Source organism: Pseudomonas sp. IT-P12 (genome assembly GCF_949767465.1).
In the GTDB taxonomy this organism is placed as follows: Bacteria; Pseudomonadota; Gammaproteobacteria; order Pseudomonadales; family Pseudomonadaceae; genus Aquipseudomonas.
In genome coordinates this window covers 165,027-179,375 of sequence record NZ_CATKPY010000021.1, presented here as the reverse complement: position 1 = coordinate 179,375, position 14,349 = coordinate 165,027, and the positions used below count along the sequence as shown (strand labels likewise).

Sequence of the window (14,349 nt, the reverse complement as noted above, 5' to 3'; positions counted from 1 at the left end):
CGGTCCCTATGCGCATCGCCTACTTCATCAATCAATACCCCAAGGTCAGCCACAGTTTCATTCGTCGCGAGATCCTGGCGCTGGAGCGCCAGGGTTTCGAGGTGCAGCGCATCGCCTTGCGGGGCTGGGACGCCGAGTTGGTGGATGCCGAGGACGTGTCCGAGCGCGACAAGACCCGCTATGTGTTGCAAGGCGGTGTCAAAGAGCTGCTGATGCCGGTGCTGCAGGTATTGCGCGAGCGGCCACGGGCGTTTTTTTCAGGGTTGTGGCTGGCGCTGCGCATGGGCCGGCGTGCCGACCGGGCCTGGCCGTATCATTTGATCTACCTCGCGGAAGCCTGCCGCCTGCTGCCCTGGTTGCAGGCGTTTGGCGCTGAACACGTGCATGCGCATTTCGGCACCAACTCCACCGAGGTGGTGATGCTGGCCAACGCACTGGGCGGGCCGGCCTACAGCTTTACCGTGCACGGTCCGGAAGAGTTCGACAAACCGCAATTCATTCATCTGGGCGAGAAAGTCCGGCGCTCGGCGTTTGTCGCGGCCATCAGTTCCTATGGCCGCAGCCAGTTGTATCGCTGGGTCGACCATGGCCACTGGGCCAAGGTCAAGGTCGTGCACTGCGGACTGGAGCGGGCGTTTCACGAGGTGCCGGCGGTGCCGGTGCCGTCCGTACCGAGGCTGGTTTGCGTGGGACGTCTGTGTGAGCAGAAAGGCCAGTTGCTGTTGATGGAAGCCGCTCGTCTGCTGGCGGTGAAAGGCGTGGCTTTCGAGATCGTCCTGGCCGGCGATGGTGAGATGCGCGGGCAGATCGAAGCCCTGATCACGCAGCATGGCCTGCAAGCGCACGTGCGAATTACCGGCTGGATCAGCAGCGAGCAGGTGCGCGCGGAAATGCTCGCCGCCCGCGCCATGGTATTGCCGAGCTTTGCCGAGGGCTTGCCGGTGGTCATCATGGAAGCCATGGCGCTGCGGCGTCCCGTCCTGACGACCTTTGTCGCGGGCATTCCCGAGTTGGTGCGCCAGGGTGAGAACGGCTGGCTGTTCCCGGCGGGTGCGGTGGAGGAGTTGGCGGACGCACTGCAAGATTGCCTGGCACAACCGGTCGAGGTGTTGCAGCGCATGGGCGAGGCCGCCTACCAGCGCGTGCTGGTACGGCACGATATCGATACCGAAGCGGCCAAACTGGCGGCTCTGTTCAAGGCGCAGGCATGATCACATTAATCGGTTGGCTGTTCAGCGCAGTGTTGCTCCTTATCGTACTGCCCGTGCTGGTGCTGTTTGTGCAAGTGCTGCTGGCCTGCCTGCCCGTGCGCTCGCCAGCGCCCGCACGAGGACCGCGGCCACGGGTGGCGGTGCTGGTGCCGGCACATAATGAGGCCTCGGTCATCGTCGCGACCCTCCACAGTATCAAGACGCAATTGCTGGAGGGCGATCGCCTGTTGGTGGTCGCCGACAACTGTTCCGACGACACCGCCGCCGTGGCACGCACGGCGGGGGCCGAGGTGGTGGAGCGCAGCAATGACCAGCAGCGGGGCAAGGGCTACGCGCTCGAGTTCGGCACGCGTCACCTGGCGAGCGATCCGCCGCAGGTGATGATCGTCATCGATGCCGATTGCCAGTTGGGGGAGGGCACCCTCGAACGCCTGGCGATCCGTTGCATTGAATCCGGACGACCGACCCAGGCCCTGGACTTGATGCACGCGCCGGCCGGTTCCGGGCTGAAAGTCCAGTTGGCCGAGTTCGCCTGGTGTGTGAAAAACCGGGTGCGACCACGCGGCTGGGCCTGGCTTGGTCTTCCTTGTCCATTGATGGGCACCGGCATGGCCTTTGTCTGGAAAGACCTGGCCTTGATCGAGCTGGGCAGCAATCACATTGTCGAAGACCTGAAGATGGGCCTGGATTTCTGCCGCAGCGGCAAACCACCGCTGTTTTGCCCCGATGCGCTGGTGACCAGCTATTTCCCCCGCACCGATGAGGGCCTGGCCACTCAGCGAACCCGTTGGGAGCATGGTCACCTGGGCGTCATCCTGGGCGATGCGCCGAAGTTGTTCGTGGAGTCGATCCGCCGCAAAAACTGGAACCTGCTGGCCATGACCCTGGACCTGTGGGTCCCGCCATTGGCGCTGTTGAGCCTGGTGCTGGGGGCTGGCTTCGTTTTGTCCTGGCTGGTGTTCCTGCTGGGCGCAAGCCCGGCACCGGCGATCATTGCCACGAGCGGGATGGCCCTGCTGGGCGTGACGATTCTGCTGGCATGGAGTCAATTCGGGCGTACGATCATCGCGTTCACCGCCTTGATGTATGCGCCGCTCTACGCCCTGAAGAAAATCCCGCTGTACATCGGGTTCCTGCTCAAGCGTCAGGTCGACTGGGTGCGTTCGAAACGGGATGATCATTGATGAGTGGCCTGGGTTGGCAACGCAACTGGCAAGCGATTGTGCAGAAAATCAGGGTGGTCAATGACGGCGCTGACGAACAAGCCCTGATCGAGGCGCTGTCCCGAACCGGGACGGCGACCGTGCTTGGCTTCGTCAATGCCCACGCCATGAACCTGGTGACCGGCAACGGCGATTATTACCGGGCCCTGTCGGCCGCCGACGTGCTGTTGCGCGATGGTTCGGGCATGACCATTCTCTTTCGCCGGCTCGGTCGGGCGCCGGGGCTGAACATGAATGGCACCGACCTGATCCCCAAGTTGCTCGCCGCCTACAAGGGCCGGCGGGTGGCATTCTGGGGGACGCAGGAACCCTATCTGGCCAAGGCCGTGCAACACAGCGAGGCTGCGTTCTCGGTCAATGTCGTCTCGGCCCACCACGGTTTTGCGCCGATGGAGACCTATGTCGAGCTGGCTCGGCAATGTCAGCCGCAACTGGTGGTGCTGGGCATGGGCATGCCCAAGCAGGAAGCAGTCGCGGCGATGCTGGCGGCCAGCGGCGTCCCCTGTCTGGTCGTGTGCGGCGGGGCCATCCTGGACTTTCTTGGCGGCAAGGTCTCCCGCGCGCCGCAATGGATGCGCCGCCTAGGTTGTGAGTGGGTGTTCAGGCTGATCAGTGAGCCCAGGCGCCTGTTCACACGCTACGTGGTGGGTAACCCGATGTTTTTGTTACGCACGTTGTTGAGCAGGCATTCTTGACGCTCCATCCTTGCGGAAACACTTCTGAAATATCTTGCAAAACTCTCGTCTTGCATCTTTACTCTGCTCAGTATTTCGACTTGGCAGGTGTACTAGAGACTTTTTTCTTCATAACGGTTTTTGACGACTAAATGGCGTCAAAAACCCGGATTCCACGGAGGGATTTGCGAGTATTTCGCAAGAAGGAAAGTGTGGCATGCCTTGGAAAACCGGCGGGAATAAAGCGCCAGGTTTTTCAAGAAAGTGCTGCGTCGTAGAGTGCTCGTGTCGAATAGTTGGTTTATGGGTTTTCAAACCGGAATAAACTTTATTTGACGTGTGTTGATGAATAAATGAAAGAACAAGCAGCGGAACTATTGCGCAAGTTGTTATCACCGTCGGTGCGGTTCGAGCTGCGCAACGCGTTCGCCTGGCTGCAGGACATGGCAGCACGTGCCTGTTTCTGGCGCTGGGAAATGGTCAGGTTCAAACTGCGCGCAGACAGCGCCCATGACATCTTTTATGTGGGCACGAAACAACGCAGGGAATTTGTGCAGGTATTGCTGGGGGCCAAGTCCAGGGAGGTGGGAACCCGGCTGAGGCTGCGAAAGTCCGAGCGTACGGTCGTGGTCAGTGAAATACCGACTCCAGGGGCGTTGTACGTGCCTCAACTGCTGAGTGCAGTGGTGCCGCTGAATCGGTCGATTGACGACATCACCGCGCAATACAACACCGAGTTACGGCGCAACCTGCGCAAGAACCGGGCGCGTTACCGGATGCAACAAGCGTTGAACGATGACGATATTGCCAGTGCCGACCGGGAAATGCTTCAGCCCTATGCCAGTGCCCGACATGGTTCGGCGGCCTCGCAAATCGAAACCCATGAAGTGCATCGGGTGGCGAAAACCGCCGGCCGGCTTGATCTGGTGTTGCTCGAGGATGAGGTGGTGGCCTGCCACCTTGGCTGTGTGGTCACCCGCGCCGGCAAGCGCTATTGGAGTACCGTGCGGTTCGGTTACCCGGATACGGTGTTTTCCGATCAGAAGAAGTTGCGTGAAGTGAACTCGATCACCACGTTCATGGCGCTTGAGTGGGCGATCGAGAACGGCTTCGATTACTACGATATCGGCACTTGCCTGGCCCGCCCGGACGATGGGCTTCTTGAGTGGAAGAGAAGGCGCGGTGGCGATGTCGATACATTGGGAAACCACGGTTACTTGTTTTTGACCTTGCCAAAAGTTGGAGTGGCAGAGTTTCTATGGGAAACACCGTTGTTTGCAGTTGAAGGTAAGAAGTTGACACTTCATCTGGGTGTGCCCGAGGGCAAGAGTGATGAAGAAGTAGCCGCCCGTTATCGCGAAATGGGTTTTGGCGGGTTGTCCAGAATATATATCCATTGTTCAAGTGCGCCGCGACAGGAACAGGTCGATATTATTCGAGGTCGATACAGTCATTTGAAATTACCGCCTGTTCTGGAAAGTGTTGTCGCCTGAATAAGTTTCCGACTTGAAAGTTGATGGGGTATAGCCTCGGTTAGAGGGTGGGCACGTGTTGGAATTCAATGCACTGAGCAATGGGCATCCTCACCGGTGGAGCCTGGCTGCGTATAAATACATGTTTAACACCCGTGTTACACGCAAGCCGTCGGCGACCCTGGAAAGCCTGGCGGTCAAAACCTGGGAAATTGCCCCAGGTTCGACTGCGATTGCACCTGCGGCGTTTTTCCTGCCCAACCAGCTTGAGCGTGTCACCGGATGGGAGGAGGCGCTGTTTTACCCCAATGAACATCCCCGCCGTACCATGGAAGGTGTCGGGCGTGTCGAGCATGGCGCGACCCGGGGCTTCCTGCTCAAGGACGTGTGGATGATCGATGGCGCACTGTACAAAGGCAATGCCAAGTCATGGCTGACCCCAGGGGCCGGTCGCTTTCCCGGAATTCGCGTGGAAAACGAAATTGATCGTGGCGCATTGTATTGCACCATGGGCGGCAACAAATGGTTCGGCACCTGGCTGATGGATGACTGCCTGACCTATCGCCTGGCCTGCGACGAAGGGGTTCCGGTGACCACCGCGCCCTTTGCCGACAATGTGTCCATCGCCCGCAACGGCATCCTGCACGCGCCCGGTTACGAGCGTTGGCTGGGCATGAATCCGCTGCGCTTGCGCAACGCGTATTTTCGGGAATTGGTGATTTTCAACGACCTCAGCCAGAACCTGAATAAACACCTGCGTTTCCGGGCGATGGGCGAGCAGTTGCTCTCTCATGTCAACGTCAGCACTCATCCCGGGGTGTTCATTCTGCGAGGCGGCCACGGTGCCTTGCGGCGCCTGCGCAATGAGATGGAAGTGGCCGAGCGACTGCGCGACCGCCGGGGGTTTCGTATTCTCGATCCTGCCACCTGCGATGTGCCGACCATTGTCGCGGCGTGTGCCGGGGCCCAGACCGTGGTCGGCATCGAGGGCAGCCAGCTGATTCATGGGGTGAATGTGTTGCCGCCGGGCGGTTCGCTGCTGGTGTTGCAGCCGCCGAACCGCTTCCTGTGTTTTTTCAAGTACCTGACGGACCGTGATCACCAGAACTTCGGTTTTGTGGTCGGTACACCGGAGGGTGACGGCTTCAGGATCGACCCGGACGAGGTCGAACGTACGCTGGATCTTTTTCCGTCAAACCCATGAATGGCCCCCTGTGGGAGCGAGCCTGCTCGCGATGGTCTTAAAGGCTTACGCGGGCTGTCTGAGGCCCCTCGTTATCGTTGACGACCATCGCGAGCAGGCTCGCTCCCACAGGTTCACAGGTTCACAGGTCCAGACCAAACCCTCTCAATAAGCGTGCTTGCCAGAGAAGGCAAACACCGTACGCACCAGAATCACGAAGTCGAGCCAGAGCGACCAGTTGTTGATGTACTCGATGTCCGAATCGACCCGGCGGATCATCTGGTCGATTTCCCGGGTTTCGCCCCGTAGCCCGCGTACCTGGGCCAGACCGGTAATGCCGGGCTTGATGTTGTGGCGGGCGAAATAGCCCGACACATCCGGGGAGTACTGCACGTCGTGCTGGATGGCATGCGGGCGAGGGCCCACCAAAGACATTTCGCCCATCAACACGTTGAACAACTGCGGCAGTTCATCGAGGCTGGTACGGCGAATGAACGCGCCCACCCGGGTGACGCGCGGATCATTCTTCTGGGCCTGCTTGATGGTGCCATCGGTCGGTTGATGGACCACCATGCTTCTGAATTTCCAGATACGGAACGACTCGCCACTCCAGCCCATGCGCTCCTGGCGGAAAAACACCGGCCCCGGGCTGTCGAGTTTGATTGCCAGGGCCACCAGCGCCAGCACGGGCGCGGCGAACAACAGGATGAGGAAGGTCAGGACCTTGTCTTCGAGGTTTTTCAGGAACAGGCGCATGCCGATCAGCGGGGTTTCCGAGAGGGTCAGCACGGGAATGCCGGCAATTTCGCGCACGCTGTGGTTGATCAGGCGCAGCGAAAAGATGTCCGGGACCCAGTTAACCGAAATGTGTTTGTCGAACAGCCTCAGGTAAACATCCTGGATGACCTCCGATCCCCCCAGCGGCGTGACGAAATAAACGGTGCGGATGGAGTGTTTGACCACCAGTTCATCCAGGTGCGAGATGTCGCCCAGTATCGCCAGGCGATGCTTGACATTCGCCGGCTCCTTTCCCCGGTCGTCGTCCGCGCCAATCAGCACGCAGCCGACGATACGCTCGCCCAGCCAGGGGTTGGTGCTGATTTTCTTGTGCAGGTAGCTGGCCAGCTCGCCCGAACCGATGATCAGCGCATTTTCCAGTTGCGTCGGATGGGCCAGGAACTTCTTTTGCATTTCCCGGGTGCCCAGGTGCAACAGCAGCTGGGCGATATAACCGAGCACGAACAGCTCGCCCATCAACAGGCGGGAATACACTTCGCTCTGTTTGGTCAGGAACGCCATGGCCACCAGGAACCCGAACGTGGCGGTCCACGCTTTGAGAAGTTTGAAGGCCTTGACGGTAAACACCACGTTGCTGCGATAGATGGCGTAGTGGTCGTAGACCACGGCCAATGCCCCGAGCAGCAACAGCAGCATGATGACGTAGTCTTGAGTGAGGTAGCCAATGTGGTAGTTGATCAAGAACCAGGCAACGCCGGTGACCGCAACGCAATCGAGACCGGCCTGAATCACTGTACTGGTACTGCTTCTACGCTGGAGCACGGAACGGGTGTTGTTAGGCTCAAAAATCATGCTTGGACCTCATTTGCTTTCCTTCGCGCTCGACGATACTGACGAGATTCAGGTCAATCAGCCCCCCACGAGAGCCCTGGCGTCACCGGCAAGCCACTCAAACTCATCACACGTCATCCATCGCCGGAATGTTCAGGTCCCGGTAGATGGAGACGGGTGCTGTCACTTTAGCAGTACTGGGCAATCAATCACGATATTGCTGAGGTTTGATACAACATCCTTGTCAAAAAATGAAGCCTGTCACGTGGGCATCGAGGGAAATCCGGGCTCAGGCCAGCATCGACAGCAAGCTGCCCTGACGATCCAGCCTGGCCAGCTCGTCGAAGCCTCCGACATGGGTCTGCCCGATGAAGATCTGTGGCACGCTTCGGCGACCACCGCTACGGCTGAGCATTTCCTGGAATTTCCCGGGTTCGGCCTGAACGTTGATCTCCTCGGCGGCGATCCCTCGGCTCGCCAGCAACGCCTTGGCGTTGCGGCAGTACGGACAGGTGTCGGTGGTGTAGAGCGTCACAGTGTTCATCAGCGGTACTCCTGGATGAGGGCGTCAGTTCAAGCGTCGATGGCCGGGAAGTCGATATCGGTCAGCGCTACGTTGTTGAGGTAGTTGGTCAGTGTTTGCGAAGCCACGAGGGCGATCACTTCGATGATCTTGACGTCGTCGATGCCCGCCGCCCGAGCCGCTGCTATCTGCTCGTCGCTCAAGCGGCCACGGCTTTCGGTGATCTGCCGGGCGAGGGTGGCGTAGGCATCGAGTTGGCCATGGCGTGCATCGAGGATCTCTTGCGCCGACAACCCGACCTTGCCGCCGAAGAACGTATGGGCGCTCAGGCAGTAGTCGCAACCGTTGACCTGGGAAGTGGCCAGGGAGATGGCTTCTTTCTCCTTGGCACTCAGCGAGGTTTTCCCGAGGGTGGCCGATTGTTGCAGGTAAGAGGTCAGCACCACCGGTGCAAGGGCAAGGGTCTTGAACACATTGGGCAGGAAGCCGATTTTTTTCTGTACGCCTTCCAGCAGGGGGCGGGTGGCGTCAGTGGCGAGTTCAAGGTTCAGGGTGTTGATGCGGCTCATGGCGATTCTCCGTAAAGGGCGCGGTATGCGCTGGGTACGGAAGCCATGTTAATGATCGGCTCTGGCTTATTGGCTGCAAATCGTCGAGGATATGCGACAGATCGTCCAGACTTGCCGGCAGGAGTTTCGCCATGGATCGTTTGTCCACCTTGCTCAGCCATTTCGGCGTCAGTGCCGGAACCTTCCACAGCGGTACATTCTGCGGTGTCACGGCCTTTGACGGTGAACAGGCCTGCGGCCACCTGCATCTGCTGCGCGGCGGCGAGTTGAGCCTGAAGCTGGCTGACGAGCGCGAACTGCAACTCAATACCCCCACGCTGATCTTTTTCCCCAGGCCTTACCGCCACCGGCTGTTTGCGACCGATGCGTCCGACACGCAGCTGGTGTGCGCCTCACTGGATTTCGATGGCGGGGCGGGCAATGCGCTGGCAGCGGCCTTGCCCGATTATCTGGTGCTGGACCTCAACGACGTGCCGAGCCTGGCAGGCACGCTCGACTGGTTGTTCAACGAAGCCTTCGACGGCCAGTGCGGGCGAGAGGCGATGATGGACCGCTTGTTCGAGGTGCTGGTGATTCAGTTGCTGCGACACCTGCTGAGCAGCCGTGAGCAGAGCCCCGGCTTGATGGCCGGCCTGGCCGATCCACGGTTGGCGCGGGCCCTGAGCCTGATGCACGACACGCCGGCCAGGGCCTGGACCGTGGCCGAGCTGTCGGCGGCCGCCAACATGTCCAGGGCCAGTTTTGCCGAACACTTTCGTCAGGTGGTCGGGCAGACACCGGTGGATTATCTGGTGAGCTGGCGGATCAGTCTGGCGCAGAAACGCTTGCGCGAGGGCAAGTCGATTGCCTTGATCGCCGATGAAGTCGGCTATGAAAGTCCATCGGCGCTGGCCAGGGCGTTTCGTCGCAAGACCGGGGTCAGCCCGCGTGAGTGGGGGCAGGGCAGCAAGCTTCGCTAGAGGGCCTGTGCTCAGTTGTTCATGCCGTCTTCGATGGCAATGCCTTGCGCGCGCATCGCCTTGATCAGCTCGGCGCGGGTGCCGGGGAGGTTGAGCATGGTTTCGGCGCGCAGGGCCGTCACCTCTTCCGCCGTGTACGGCTGGTAATGCTCGGGCGTGCTCTTGCCGGCCATGCCGTCGGGGCGCATCAGCCAGTTGAGCAGGTCGGCCAGTTGCGCGTTGTTCAACGCCGATTGCGACATGCCGGGGACGCGCACGAGAAACTCGCGGCCGCCGGGGACTTTCAAGAAATTGCCGACAAACCCGGCCATTCGTGGGGTGTCATTGGTGGGGGAGCCCATGCCATTGCCCAGGTGGCAGCCGGCGCATTGCAGTTGGTAGTTCACGCCGACGCTGTAGCCGGCCTGGTCAATCGGTGTCTGCAACGCTTCATTGCCCGGCGCGTGACGCTGGGCCGGATCAGGGATGGCACGTGCATGGACGAGCGGGGCGGCCATGATGCCGGCCAGGCCAAGCAGGAGCAACCTGCGCATAACGTACACCTCAGCAGAAAATGCCCAAAAAAAGGCCGCCGATTGCCTGAACAAGCGGCGGCCAATGCGCGTCAGACCGCCACGCCACGGATGATCGAAACGGTGCAGTGGTAGATGTGCGATTTGGCGGCCAGGCACCAGTTCACATCGTTGTTGTTGAACGGGCGGTAGGCCGGTTCTTCACTGTCGTTACGGGTGCAGGCGCACTGGGCGCAGCTTTGCTTACCGCAGCAGTCGTTATAGGAAATGATGTAGTCCTTGCCGTCGGCCGGGTTGCGGCAGGTGCCGATCCAGGTCACTTGCGAGGCCTCGGTGCCCGGCGGGCAGGACGTCACCGAACCGCCGCAGCAACTGCACAGGAAGCCGTCGATGGAACAGTAGCGCCAGTAGTCGCAGCTGTTCGGATCACCGGGGTCGCCGGCTTTCGGGTCGGTGGCGGCCAGTGCCTTGCTGGTGCGATCCAGTGGCAGCAGCAGGGGCAGGGCGGCACCGGCCACCATCAGCGAGCCCATGCGCGACAGCAGTTTGCGGCGCGAAGTGGTGTCGGCAACACGGCGCGTCGAGCGCTCGAACAACAGATCCAGCAGTTTCATGAATGTCTCCCTGCCTTATCAGTGGCTATGGCCGTGGCTATGGTCGTGAGCGTGGTCGTGGGGCTGAGCATTGAGGTATTGCTGCAGCGTTGCGTGTTTGAGGTGTTCCACTTCGAACAGGCTGTCCAGGTGTTCCCGGGAGTTCACCAGGCCCTTGGCGCGCAGGGTGCCGGCCTTGTCGATCAGGGCTGCGTAAGGCAGCTTGCCGATCTGGTAGGTCATGCCCACTTCCGGGCCGACCACGTAGGTGACGTCGTCCAGCTTGTGTTCGCGGATCAGCGCTTGCTGGGCGTCCATGTCGCCATCGCTGATGAACACCACGTCCAGGCGATCGGCCTGTTCCCTGGCAATGGATTTGATCGCCGGCAGCAGCGACTTGCAGATCGGGCAGGTTGGCGAGAGGAAGAACAGCAACTGCGACTTTTCACCGGCATAGCCGAAATTCACCGGGCGCCCGTGGCGGTCCGATGCGGTGACTTGGGGCGCGGGTTCGTTGACCGCCACGCCTTTGTCGACCATCAGTGCACCGGCCGGCGCCAGGCGCCCGTGCAATACACCAATCTGGCGTACCAGGCCCATGACGACAAACGCCACGGCAACCAGCAGTACCCAGAGCAGAACGTTGGAAACGATTAGGCCTTCCATTGATCACCTACCAATCAGTTTGAGCAGAAGAGGGGAGTTCGCCAGCAAGCCATCGGCTGCGGCGTAAATCAGCAGCGCAACGGCGCTGGCGGCGACGGTGACGAAGCCGTCGAACACACCCAGGTCGCGCACCACTGGCGAGACACTGGCCAGCAGCGCCAGTCCCACCAGGGCGCTGTTGCGCAGCAGCAGGACCGGGCGCAGCGGTTGTGCCTGGTCAGGGCCGGCACAGCCGCAGTCGATGTCGCGGCGACCGCGCCACAGGTTGATGCCGATGGCGGCGGCGTACAGGGCCATCAGCCCCGCAGCCGTCAGCGCTGCGTAGACGCGCCAGGCCGGCACCAGCAGCGCAAAGGCAATCATCAGCTCAGCCACGGGAATCATTCGGGCGATGGGCCGAACGAGAACGTCGGGCAGCAGTTGGTAGTCCGCCAGTTGTTTTCTGAAGCGCGCCGGCGCACGCAACTTGTGGGTCGCGGCGCTGGCCAGCAGCACGGCGATGGCCAGTGCGCTGGCAATGATGAAGATCGGATCTGGATGCATGGCCGAACCTCGATTAGTAGCTCATGACCTGGGTCGCGGTTTTTGCGACCTTGGCCATGGCGCCGGTGTGCTGGTTGGTCTTGAGGTCGAAGATCTGCAGGCCGCCCTCGACGTCGGAGCCCAGCAGCAGGGGTTTGTCGTCACCGGTGGCCTGCATGCTCCAGATCGGCGCCGGGGCTTCCAGGGTGGCGATTTTCTTCCCGGTCTTCAGGTCGAAGGCCCAGATCAGCGGGCTCGGGTCTTCCCATTTCATCGGTTCGTGCGCGTCATGCATCAGCACGTACAGGCGATTGAGCTTCGGCGCGACGGCCATCAACTGCCAGCCACCGGGCGCCCAACCGGCCTTTTTTTCCGCGTCGGTGGTCAGCGACCAGCTCGGCAGGATCTTCGGCGCCTCGCCACTGAAATCCACGGTGCGCACGGTGCCGGTGGTCGTGGTGAAGTAGTAGGTGTCGCCGACATTGACCGCGCGCTCCACCAGTTTTTCCGCGTTGGGGTCAAAGAATGGCGTACGGCTGCGCGCGGTTTCCTGGCCCTGGTCGTCAAGCGTCACAACCTGCAGGCTGCCGTCGCCGCACAGCGAGGCAAAGCGGCGTTTGCCGATCGGGTAGTTGAGCACGCAGCCGGGAATCGCGATTTCCGTGGCCACGGCTTTGGCCTGGGTATCGACCACGGTCACCGAGGTCGACGGGGTGAAGTTGTAGACGTAGACGAAGCGGTCATCGCCGCTGGTCTTCAGGCCGTAGCGCTGGGTCAGCGATTCGGCGCGTTTGTTCGGGATCAGCACTTCCCAGGCCGGCGACAGGGTCGAGGTGTCCCAGGCCGTCAGCACATCGGTGCGGGTGCCGCGGGTGCCACGGGAATACCAGATGTCGGCGCTGTAGAGGGTTTTCTGGTCGTGGCTGAGCGTCGACGGCGCGGCGAAACCGGTCGGCACCATGCCGAGGACGCGTTTTTTGTCGGGGTCGACCACGGTCACGCGGCCCGCCACGAAGCTTTCGAATTCGACGTCGACGATGAAGGCCCGGTGGGCTTGCGGTGGAAATTCCAAAACGGTCTGGCCAATCGTGTCAGCGGGCAGGTCCGCGCTGGCATTGTTCAAACCCAGTACCAGCAGGCTGAGACTCAGCGCTGACTGTACGGTGATCCTGGTGGCTCGCATTAGGGGGAACTCCCTGAATTGTTGTTCTCGCAAATCGCGGGTGCATGGCAGATTTTTGCAGTTCGATTCTGCCTTGCCGGGGGAGGGGGGGAATTGCTGTGGCTGCCAAGTGGTTGTGTGTCTGTGCCAGTCTTTTTTTTTGTGGTTCTCAATCGACCCTGCGGGAGCTGGATTGCCAATAATGGCGGGCCTGCGGCGGATCTGATTTTTTGCGGGATCAGGCGATCCTTGTGGGAGCGAGCCTGCTCGCGATGGCGGAGTTGCGGTCAGCCTGATTACTGCAGATGCGCGCGATTCTTGTGGGAGCTGGCTTGCCAGCGATGGCGGTTTGTCTGTTGACCATGTTCTTGCTGGTGTACATATCCGTTTCTGCGGTAACGGCGGCTTATGGTTTCGCCCTTACGGCGAGTCCCTTTTGGCAAACGCCCCAAAAGGAACCAAAAGGTCTCGCCCCAAGCGTCCGGCCCCTCGCTTGGGCTCGGCGTTCCTTCGCTGCGGCATCCCTCCGGGGACATCGCCTCCGGTTTGCTGCGCTGCACCTCCTCTCGATGTGTGCGGCTTCGCCGCACGGCGCTGCGCGCCCACTCCCCGGATGAATGCCTCCACTCAGCCTGCCGAAGGGGCGGGTGGATCAAAAGCAAGATCAAAAGCGCTATGCGAGCTAACGCTCGGTCTTGTGGTTTGGGGGTTTGGGGGTTTGGGGTTTTTTGGTGGGCGCCTCCTGTGGGAGCGAGCCTGCTCGCGATGGCGGCCGGATAGCCGACCATGTTGTCTTGGGTGTACATATCCATTGCTGCGGTAACGGCTGCTTATGGTTTCGCCCTTACGGCGACTCACTTTTTTCAAACGCCGGAATGCCGGCCCAGCAAAAAAGTAACCAAAAAGGCTCGCCCCCAGCGTCCGGCCCCTCGCTTGGGCTCGGCGTTCCTTCGCTGCGGCATCCCTCCGGGGACATCGCCTCCGGTTTGCTGCGCTGCACCTCCTCTCGATGTGTGCGGCTTCGCCGCACGGCGCTGCGCGCCCACTCCCCGGATGAATGCCTCCACTCAGCCTTCCGAAGGGGCGGGTGGATCAAAAGCAAGATCAAAAGCGCTATGCGAGCTAACGCTCGGTCTTGTGGTTTGGGGGTTTGGGGGTTTGGGGTTTTTTGGTGGGCGCCTCCTGTGGGAGCGAGCCTGCTCGCGATGGCGGTGTTGCGGTCAGCCTGATTCCTGCAGATGCGCGCGATTCTTGTGGGAGCTGGCTTGCCAGCGATGGCGGCCTGATAGCCGACCATGTTGTCTTGGGTGTACATATCCATTGCTGCGGTAACGGCGGCTTATGGTTTCGCCCTTACGGCGACTCACTTTTTTTCAAACGCCAAAAAAAGTAAGCAAAAAACGCTCGCCCCAAGCGTTCGGCCCCTCGCTTGGGCTCGGCGTTCCTTCGCTGCGGCATCCCTCCGGGGACATCGCCTCCGGTTTGCTGCGCTGCACCTCCTCTCGATGTGT

General features: G+C 60.9%; 14 protein-coding genes. 6 read left to right on the top strand and 8 right to left on the bottom strand.

Going from position 1 to position 14,349, the window contains the following annotated elements; all coding sequences use genetic code 11:
* The first annotated feature begins 8 nt into the window (after positions 1–8).
* The 5 genes from ACM6IM_RS09805 (at position 9) to ACM6IM_RS09785 (ending at position 5,784) form a co-directional block, all read left to right on the top strand.
* Positions 9–1,211 carry a glycosyltransferase gene (locus ACM6IM_RS09805; protein WP_414865005.1) on the top strand — a complete coding sequence of 401 codons (1,203 nt, stop codon included), beginning with the start codon at positions 9–11 and terminating at the stop codon, positions 1,209–1,211.
* Positions 1,208–2,395, top strand: a complete 1,188-nt coding sequence (locus tag ACM6IM_RS09800; RefSeq protein ID WP_414865004.1) for a glycosyltransferase family 2 protein — start codon at positions 1,208–1,210, stop codon at positions 2,393–2,395. The genes ACM6IM_RS09805 and ACM6IM_RS09800 overlap by 4 nt, the downstream gene beginning before the upstream one ends.
* On the top strand, positions 2,395–3,129 hold the full coding sequence (locus tag ACM6IM_RS09795; protein WP_192301515.1) for a WecB/TagA/CpsF family glycosyltransferase: 735 nt from the start codon (positions 2,395–2,397) through the stop codon (positions 3,127–3,129). Before ACM6IM_RS09800 ends, ACM6IM_RS09795 begins: the two co-directional genes overlap by 1 nt.
* Before the next feature lie 332 nt (positions 3,130–3,461).
* On the top strand, positions 3,462–4,601 hold the full coding sequence (locus ACM6IM_RS09790; RefSeq protein ID WP_414865003.1) for a hypothetical protein: 1,140 nt from the start codon (positions 3,462–3,464) through the stop codon (positions 4,599–4,601).
* Positions 4,602–4,656: 55 nt separating this feature from the next.
* Positions 4,657–5,784, top strand: coding sequence for a glycosyltransferase 61 family protein (locus tag ACM6IM_RS09785; protein ID WP_414865002.1), 1,128 nt, complete (start codon positions 4,657–4,659; stop codon positions 5,782–5,784).
* A 144-nt stretch (positions 5,785–5,928) separates the two neighbouring features.
* Here ACM6IM_RS09785 and ACM6IM_RS09780 read toward each other — a convergent pair whose 3' ends face one another.
* The 3 genes from ACM6IM_RS09780 to ACM6IM_RS09770 all read right to left on the bottom strand — a co-directional run bounded on the left by ACM6IM_RS09780 (position 5,929) and on the right by ACM6IM_RS09770 (position 8,424).
* Positions 5,929–7,353 carry an undecaprenyl-phosphate glucose phosphotransferase gene (locus ACM6IM_RS09780; RefSeq protein WP_414865001.1) on the bottom strand — a complete coding sequence of 475 codons (1,425 nt, stop codon included), beginning with the start codon at positions 7,351–7,353 and terminating at the stop codon, positions 5,929–5,931.
* A 268-nt stretch (positions 7,354–7,621) separates the two neighbouring features.
* Positions 7,622–7,876, bottom strand: a complete 255-nt coding sequence (gene grxC / locus ACM6IM_RS09775; protein WP_192301511.1) for a glutaredoxin 3 — start codon at positions 7,874–7,876, stop codon at positions 7,622–7,624.
* 29 nt (positions 7,877–7,905) lie between these two features.
* Positions 7,906–8,424, bottom strand: coding sequence for a carboxymuconolactone decarboxylase family protein (locus ACM6IM_RS09770; protein ID WP_192301510.1), 519 nt, complete (start codon positions 8,422–8,424; stop codon positions 7,906–7,908).
* A gap of 131 nt (positions 8,425–8,555) precedes the next feature.
* On the opposite strand from ACM6IM_RS09770, the gene ACM6IM_RS09765 reads away from it, so the two are divergent.
* Complete coding sequence (locus tag ACM6IM_RS09765; RefSeq protein WP_192301509.1) at positions 8,556–9,383, top strand: AraC family transcriptional regulator; 828 nt, start codon at positions 8,556–8,558, stop codon at positions 9,381–9,383.
* Between the two features lie 11 nt (positions 9,384–9,394).
* On the opposite strand, the gene ACM6IM_RS09760 is transcribed toward ACM6IM_RS09765, so the two are convergent.
* The 5 genes from ACM6IM_RS09760 to ACM6IM_RS09740 all read right to left on the bottom strand — a co-directional run bounded on the left by ACM6IM_RS09760 (position 9,395) and on the right by ACM6IM_RS09740 (position 12,859).
* Entirely contained in the window at positions 9,395–9,916 is a 522-nt protein-coding gene (locus tag ACM6IM_RS09760; protein ID WP_414865000.1) for a cytochrome C, read from the bottom strand.
* 71 nt (positions 9,917–9,987) lie between these two features.
* Complete coding sequence (locus ACM6IM_RS09755; RefSeq protein ID WP_027620621.1) at positions 9,988–10,509, bottom strand: methylamine dehydrogenase light chain; 522 nt, start codon at positions 10,507–10,509, stop codon at positions 9,988–9,990.
* Between the two features lie 18 nt (positions 10,510–10,527).
* Positions 10,528–11,154: a methylamine dehydrogenase accessory protein MauD gene (gene mauD / locus ACM6IM_RS09750; RefSeq protein WP_192301507.1), complete on the bottom strand. Its 627-nt coding sequence runs from the start codon at positions 11,152–11,154 to the stop codon at positions 10,528–10,530.
* Between the two features lie 3 nt (positions 11,155–11,157).
* Positions 11,158–11,697, bottom strand: a complete 540-nt coding sequence (locus tag ACM6IM_RS09745; protein WP_201188934.1) for a MauE/DoxX family redox-associated membrane protein — start codon at positions 11,695–11,697, stop codon at positions 11,158–11,160.
* 13 nt (positions 11,698–11,710) lie between these two features.
* Positions 11,711–12,859 (bottom strand): amine dehydrogenase large subunit, encoded by a 1,149-nt coding sequence (locus ACM6IM_RS09740; RefSeq protein WP_414864999.1) that lies wholly within the window; start codon positions 12,857–12,859, stop codon positions 11,711–11,713.
* Between the last annotated feature and the right edge of the window lie 1,490 nt (positions 12,860–14,349).

What these genes read in the sequence shown, in the direction of transcription:
- ACM6IM_RS09805 (WP_414865005.1), top strand. Translation starts at nt 9, where the DNA reads ATGCGCATCGCCTACTTCATCAATCAATACCCCAAGGTCAGCCACAGT.
- ACM6IM_RS09800 (WP_414865004.1), top strand. Translation starts at nt 1,208, where the DNA reads ATGATCACATTAATCGGTTGGCTGTTCAGCGCAGTGTTGCTCCTTATC.
- ACM6IM_RS09795 (WP_192301515.1), top strand. Translation starts at nt 2,395, where the DNA reads ATGAGTGGCCTGGGTTGGCAACGCAACTGGCAAGCGATTGTGCAGAAA.
- ACM6IM_RS09790 (WP_414865003.1), top strand. Translation starts at nt 3,462, where the DNA reads ATGAAAGAACAAGCAGCGGAACTATTGCGCAAGTTGTTATCACCGTCG.
- ACM6IM_RS09780 (WP_414865001.1), bottom strand. Translation starts at nt 7,353, where the DNA reads ATGATTTTTGAGCCTAACAACACCCGTTCCGTGCTCCAGCGTAGAAGC.
- grxC (WP_192301511.1), bottom strand. Translation starts at nt 7,876, where the DNA reads ATGAACACTGTGACGCTCTACACCACCGACACCTGTCCGTACTGCCGC.
- ACM6IM_RS09770 (WP_192301510.1), bottom strand. Translation starts at nt 8,424, where the DNA reads ATGAGCCGCATCAACACCCTGAACCTTGAACTCGCCACTGACGCCACC.
- ACM6IM_RS09765 (WP_192301509.1), top strand. Translation starts at nt 8,556, where the DNA reads ATGGATCGTTTGTCCACCTTGCTCAGCCATTTCGGCGTCAGTGCCGGA.
- ACM6IM_RS09760 (WP_414865000.1), bottom strand. Translation starts at nt 9,916, where the DNA reads ATGCGCAGGTTGCTCCTGCTTGGCCTGGCCGGCATCATGGCCGCCCCG.
- ACM6IM_RS09755 (WP_027620621.1), bottom strand. Translation starts at nt 10,509, where the DNA reads ATGAAACTGCTGGATCTGTTGTTCGAGCGCTCGACGCGCCGTGTTGCC.
- mauD (WP_192301507.1), bottom strand. Translation starts at nt 11,154, where the DNA reads ATGGAAGGCCTAATCGTTTCCAACGTTCTGCTCTGGGTACTGCTGGTT.
- ACM6IM_RS09745 (WP_201188934.1), bottom strand. Translation starts at nt 11,697, where the DNA reads ATGCATCCAGATCCGATCTTCATCATTGCCAGCGCACTGGCCATCGCC.
- ACM6IM_RS09740 (WP_414864999.1), bottom strand. Translation starts at nt 12,859, where the DNA reads ATGCGAGCCACCAGGATCACCGTACAGTCAGCGCTGAGTCTCAGCCTG.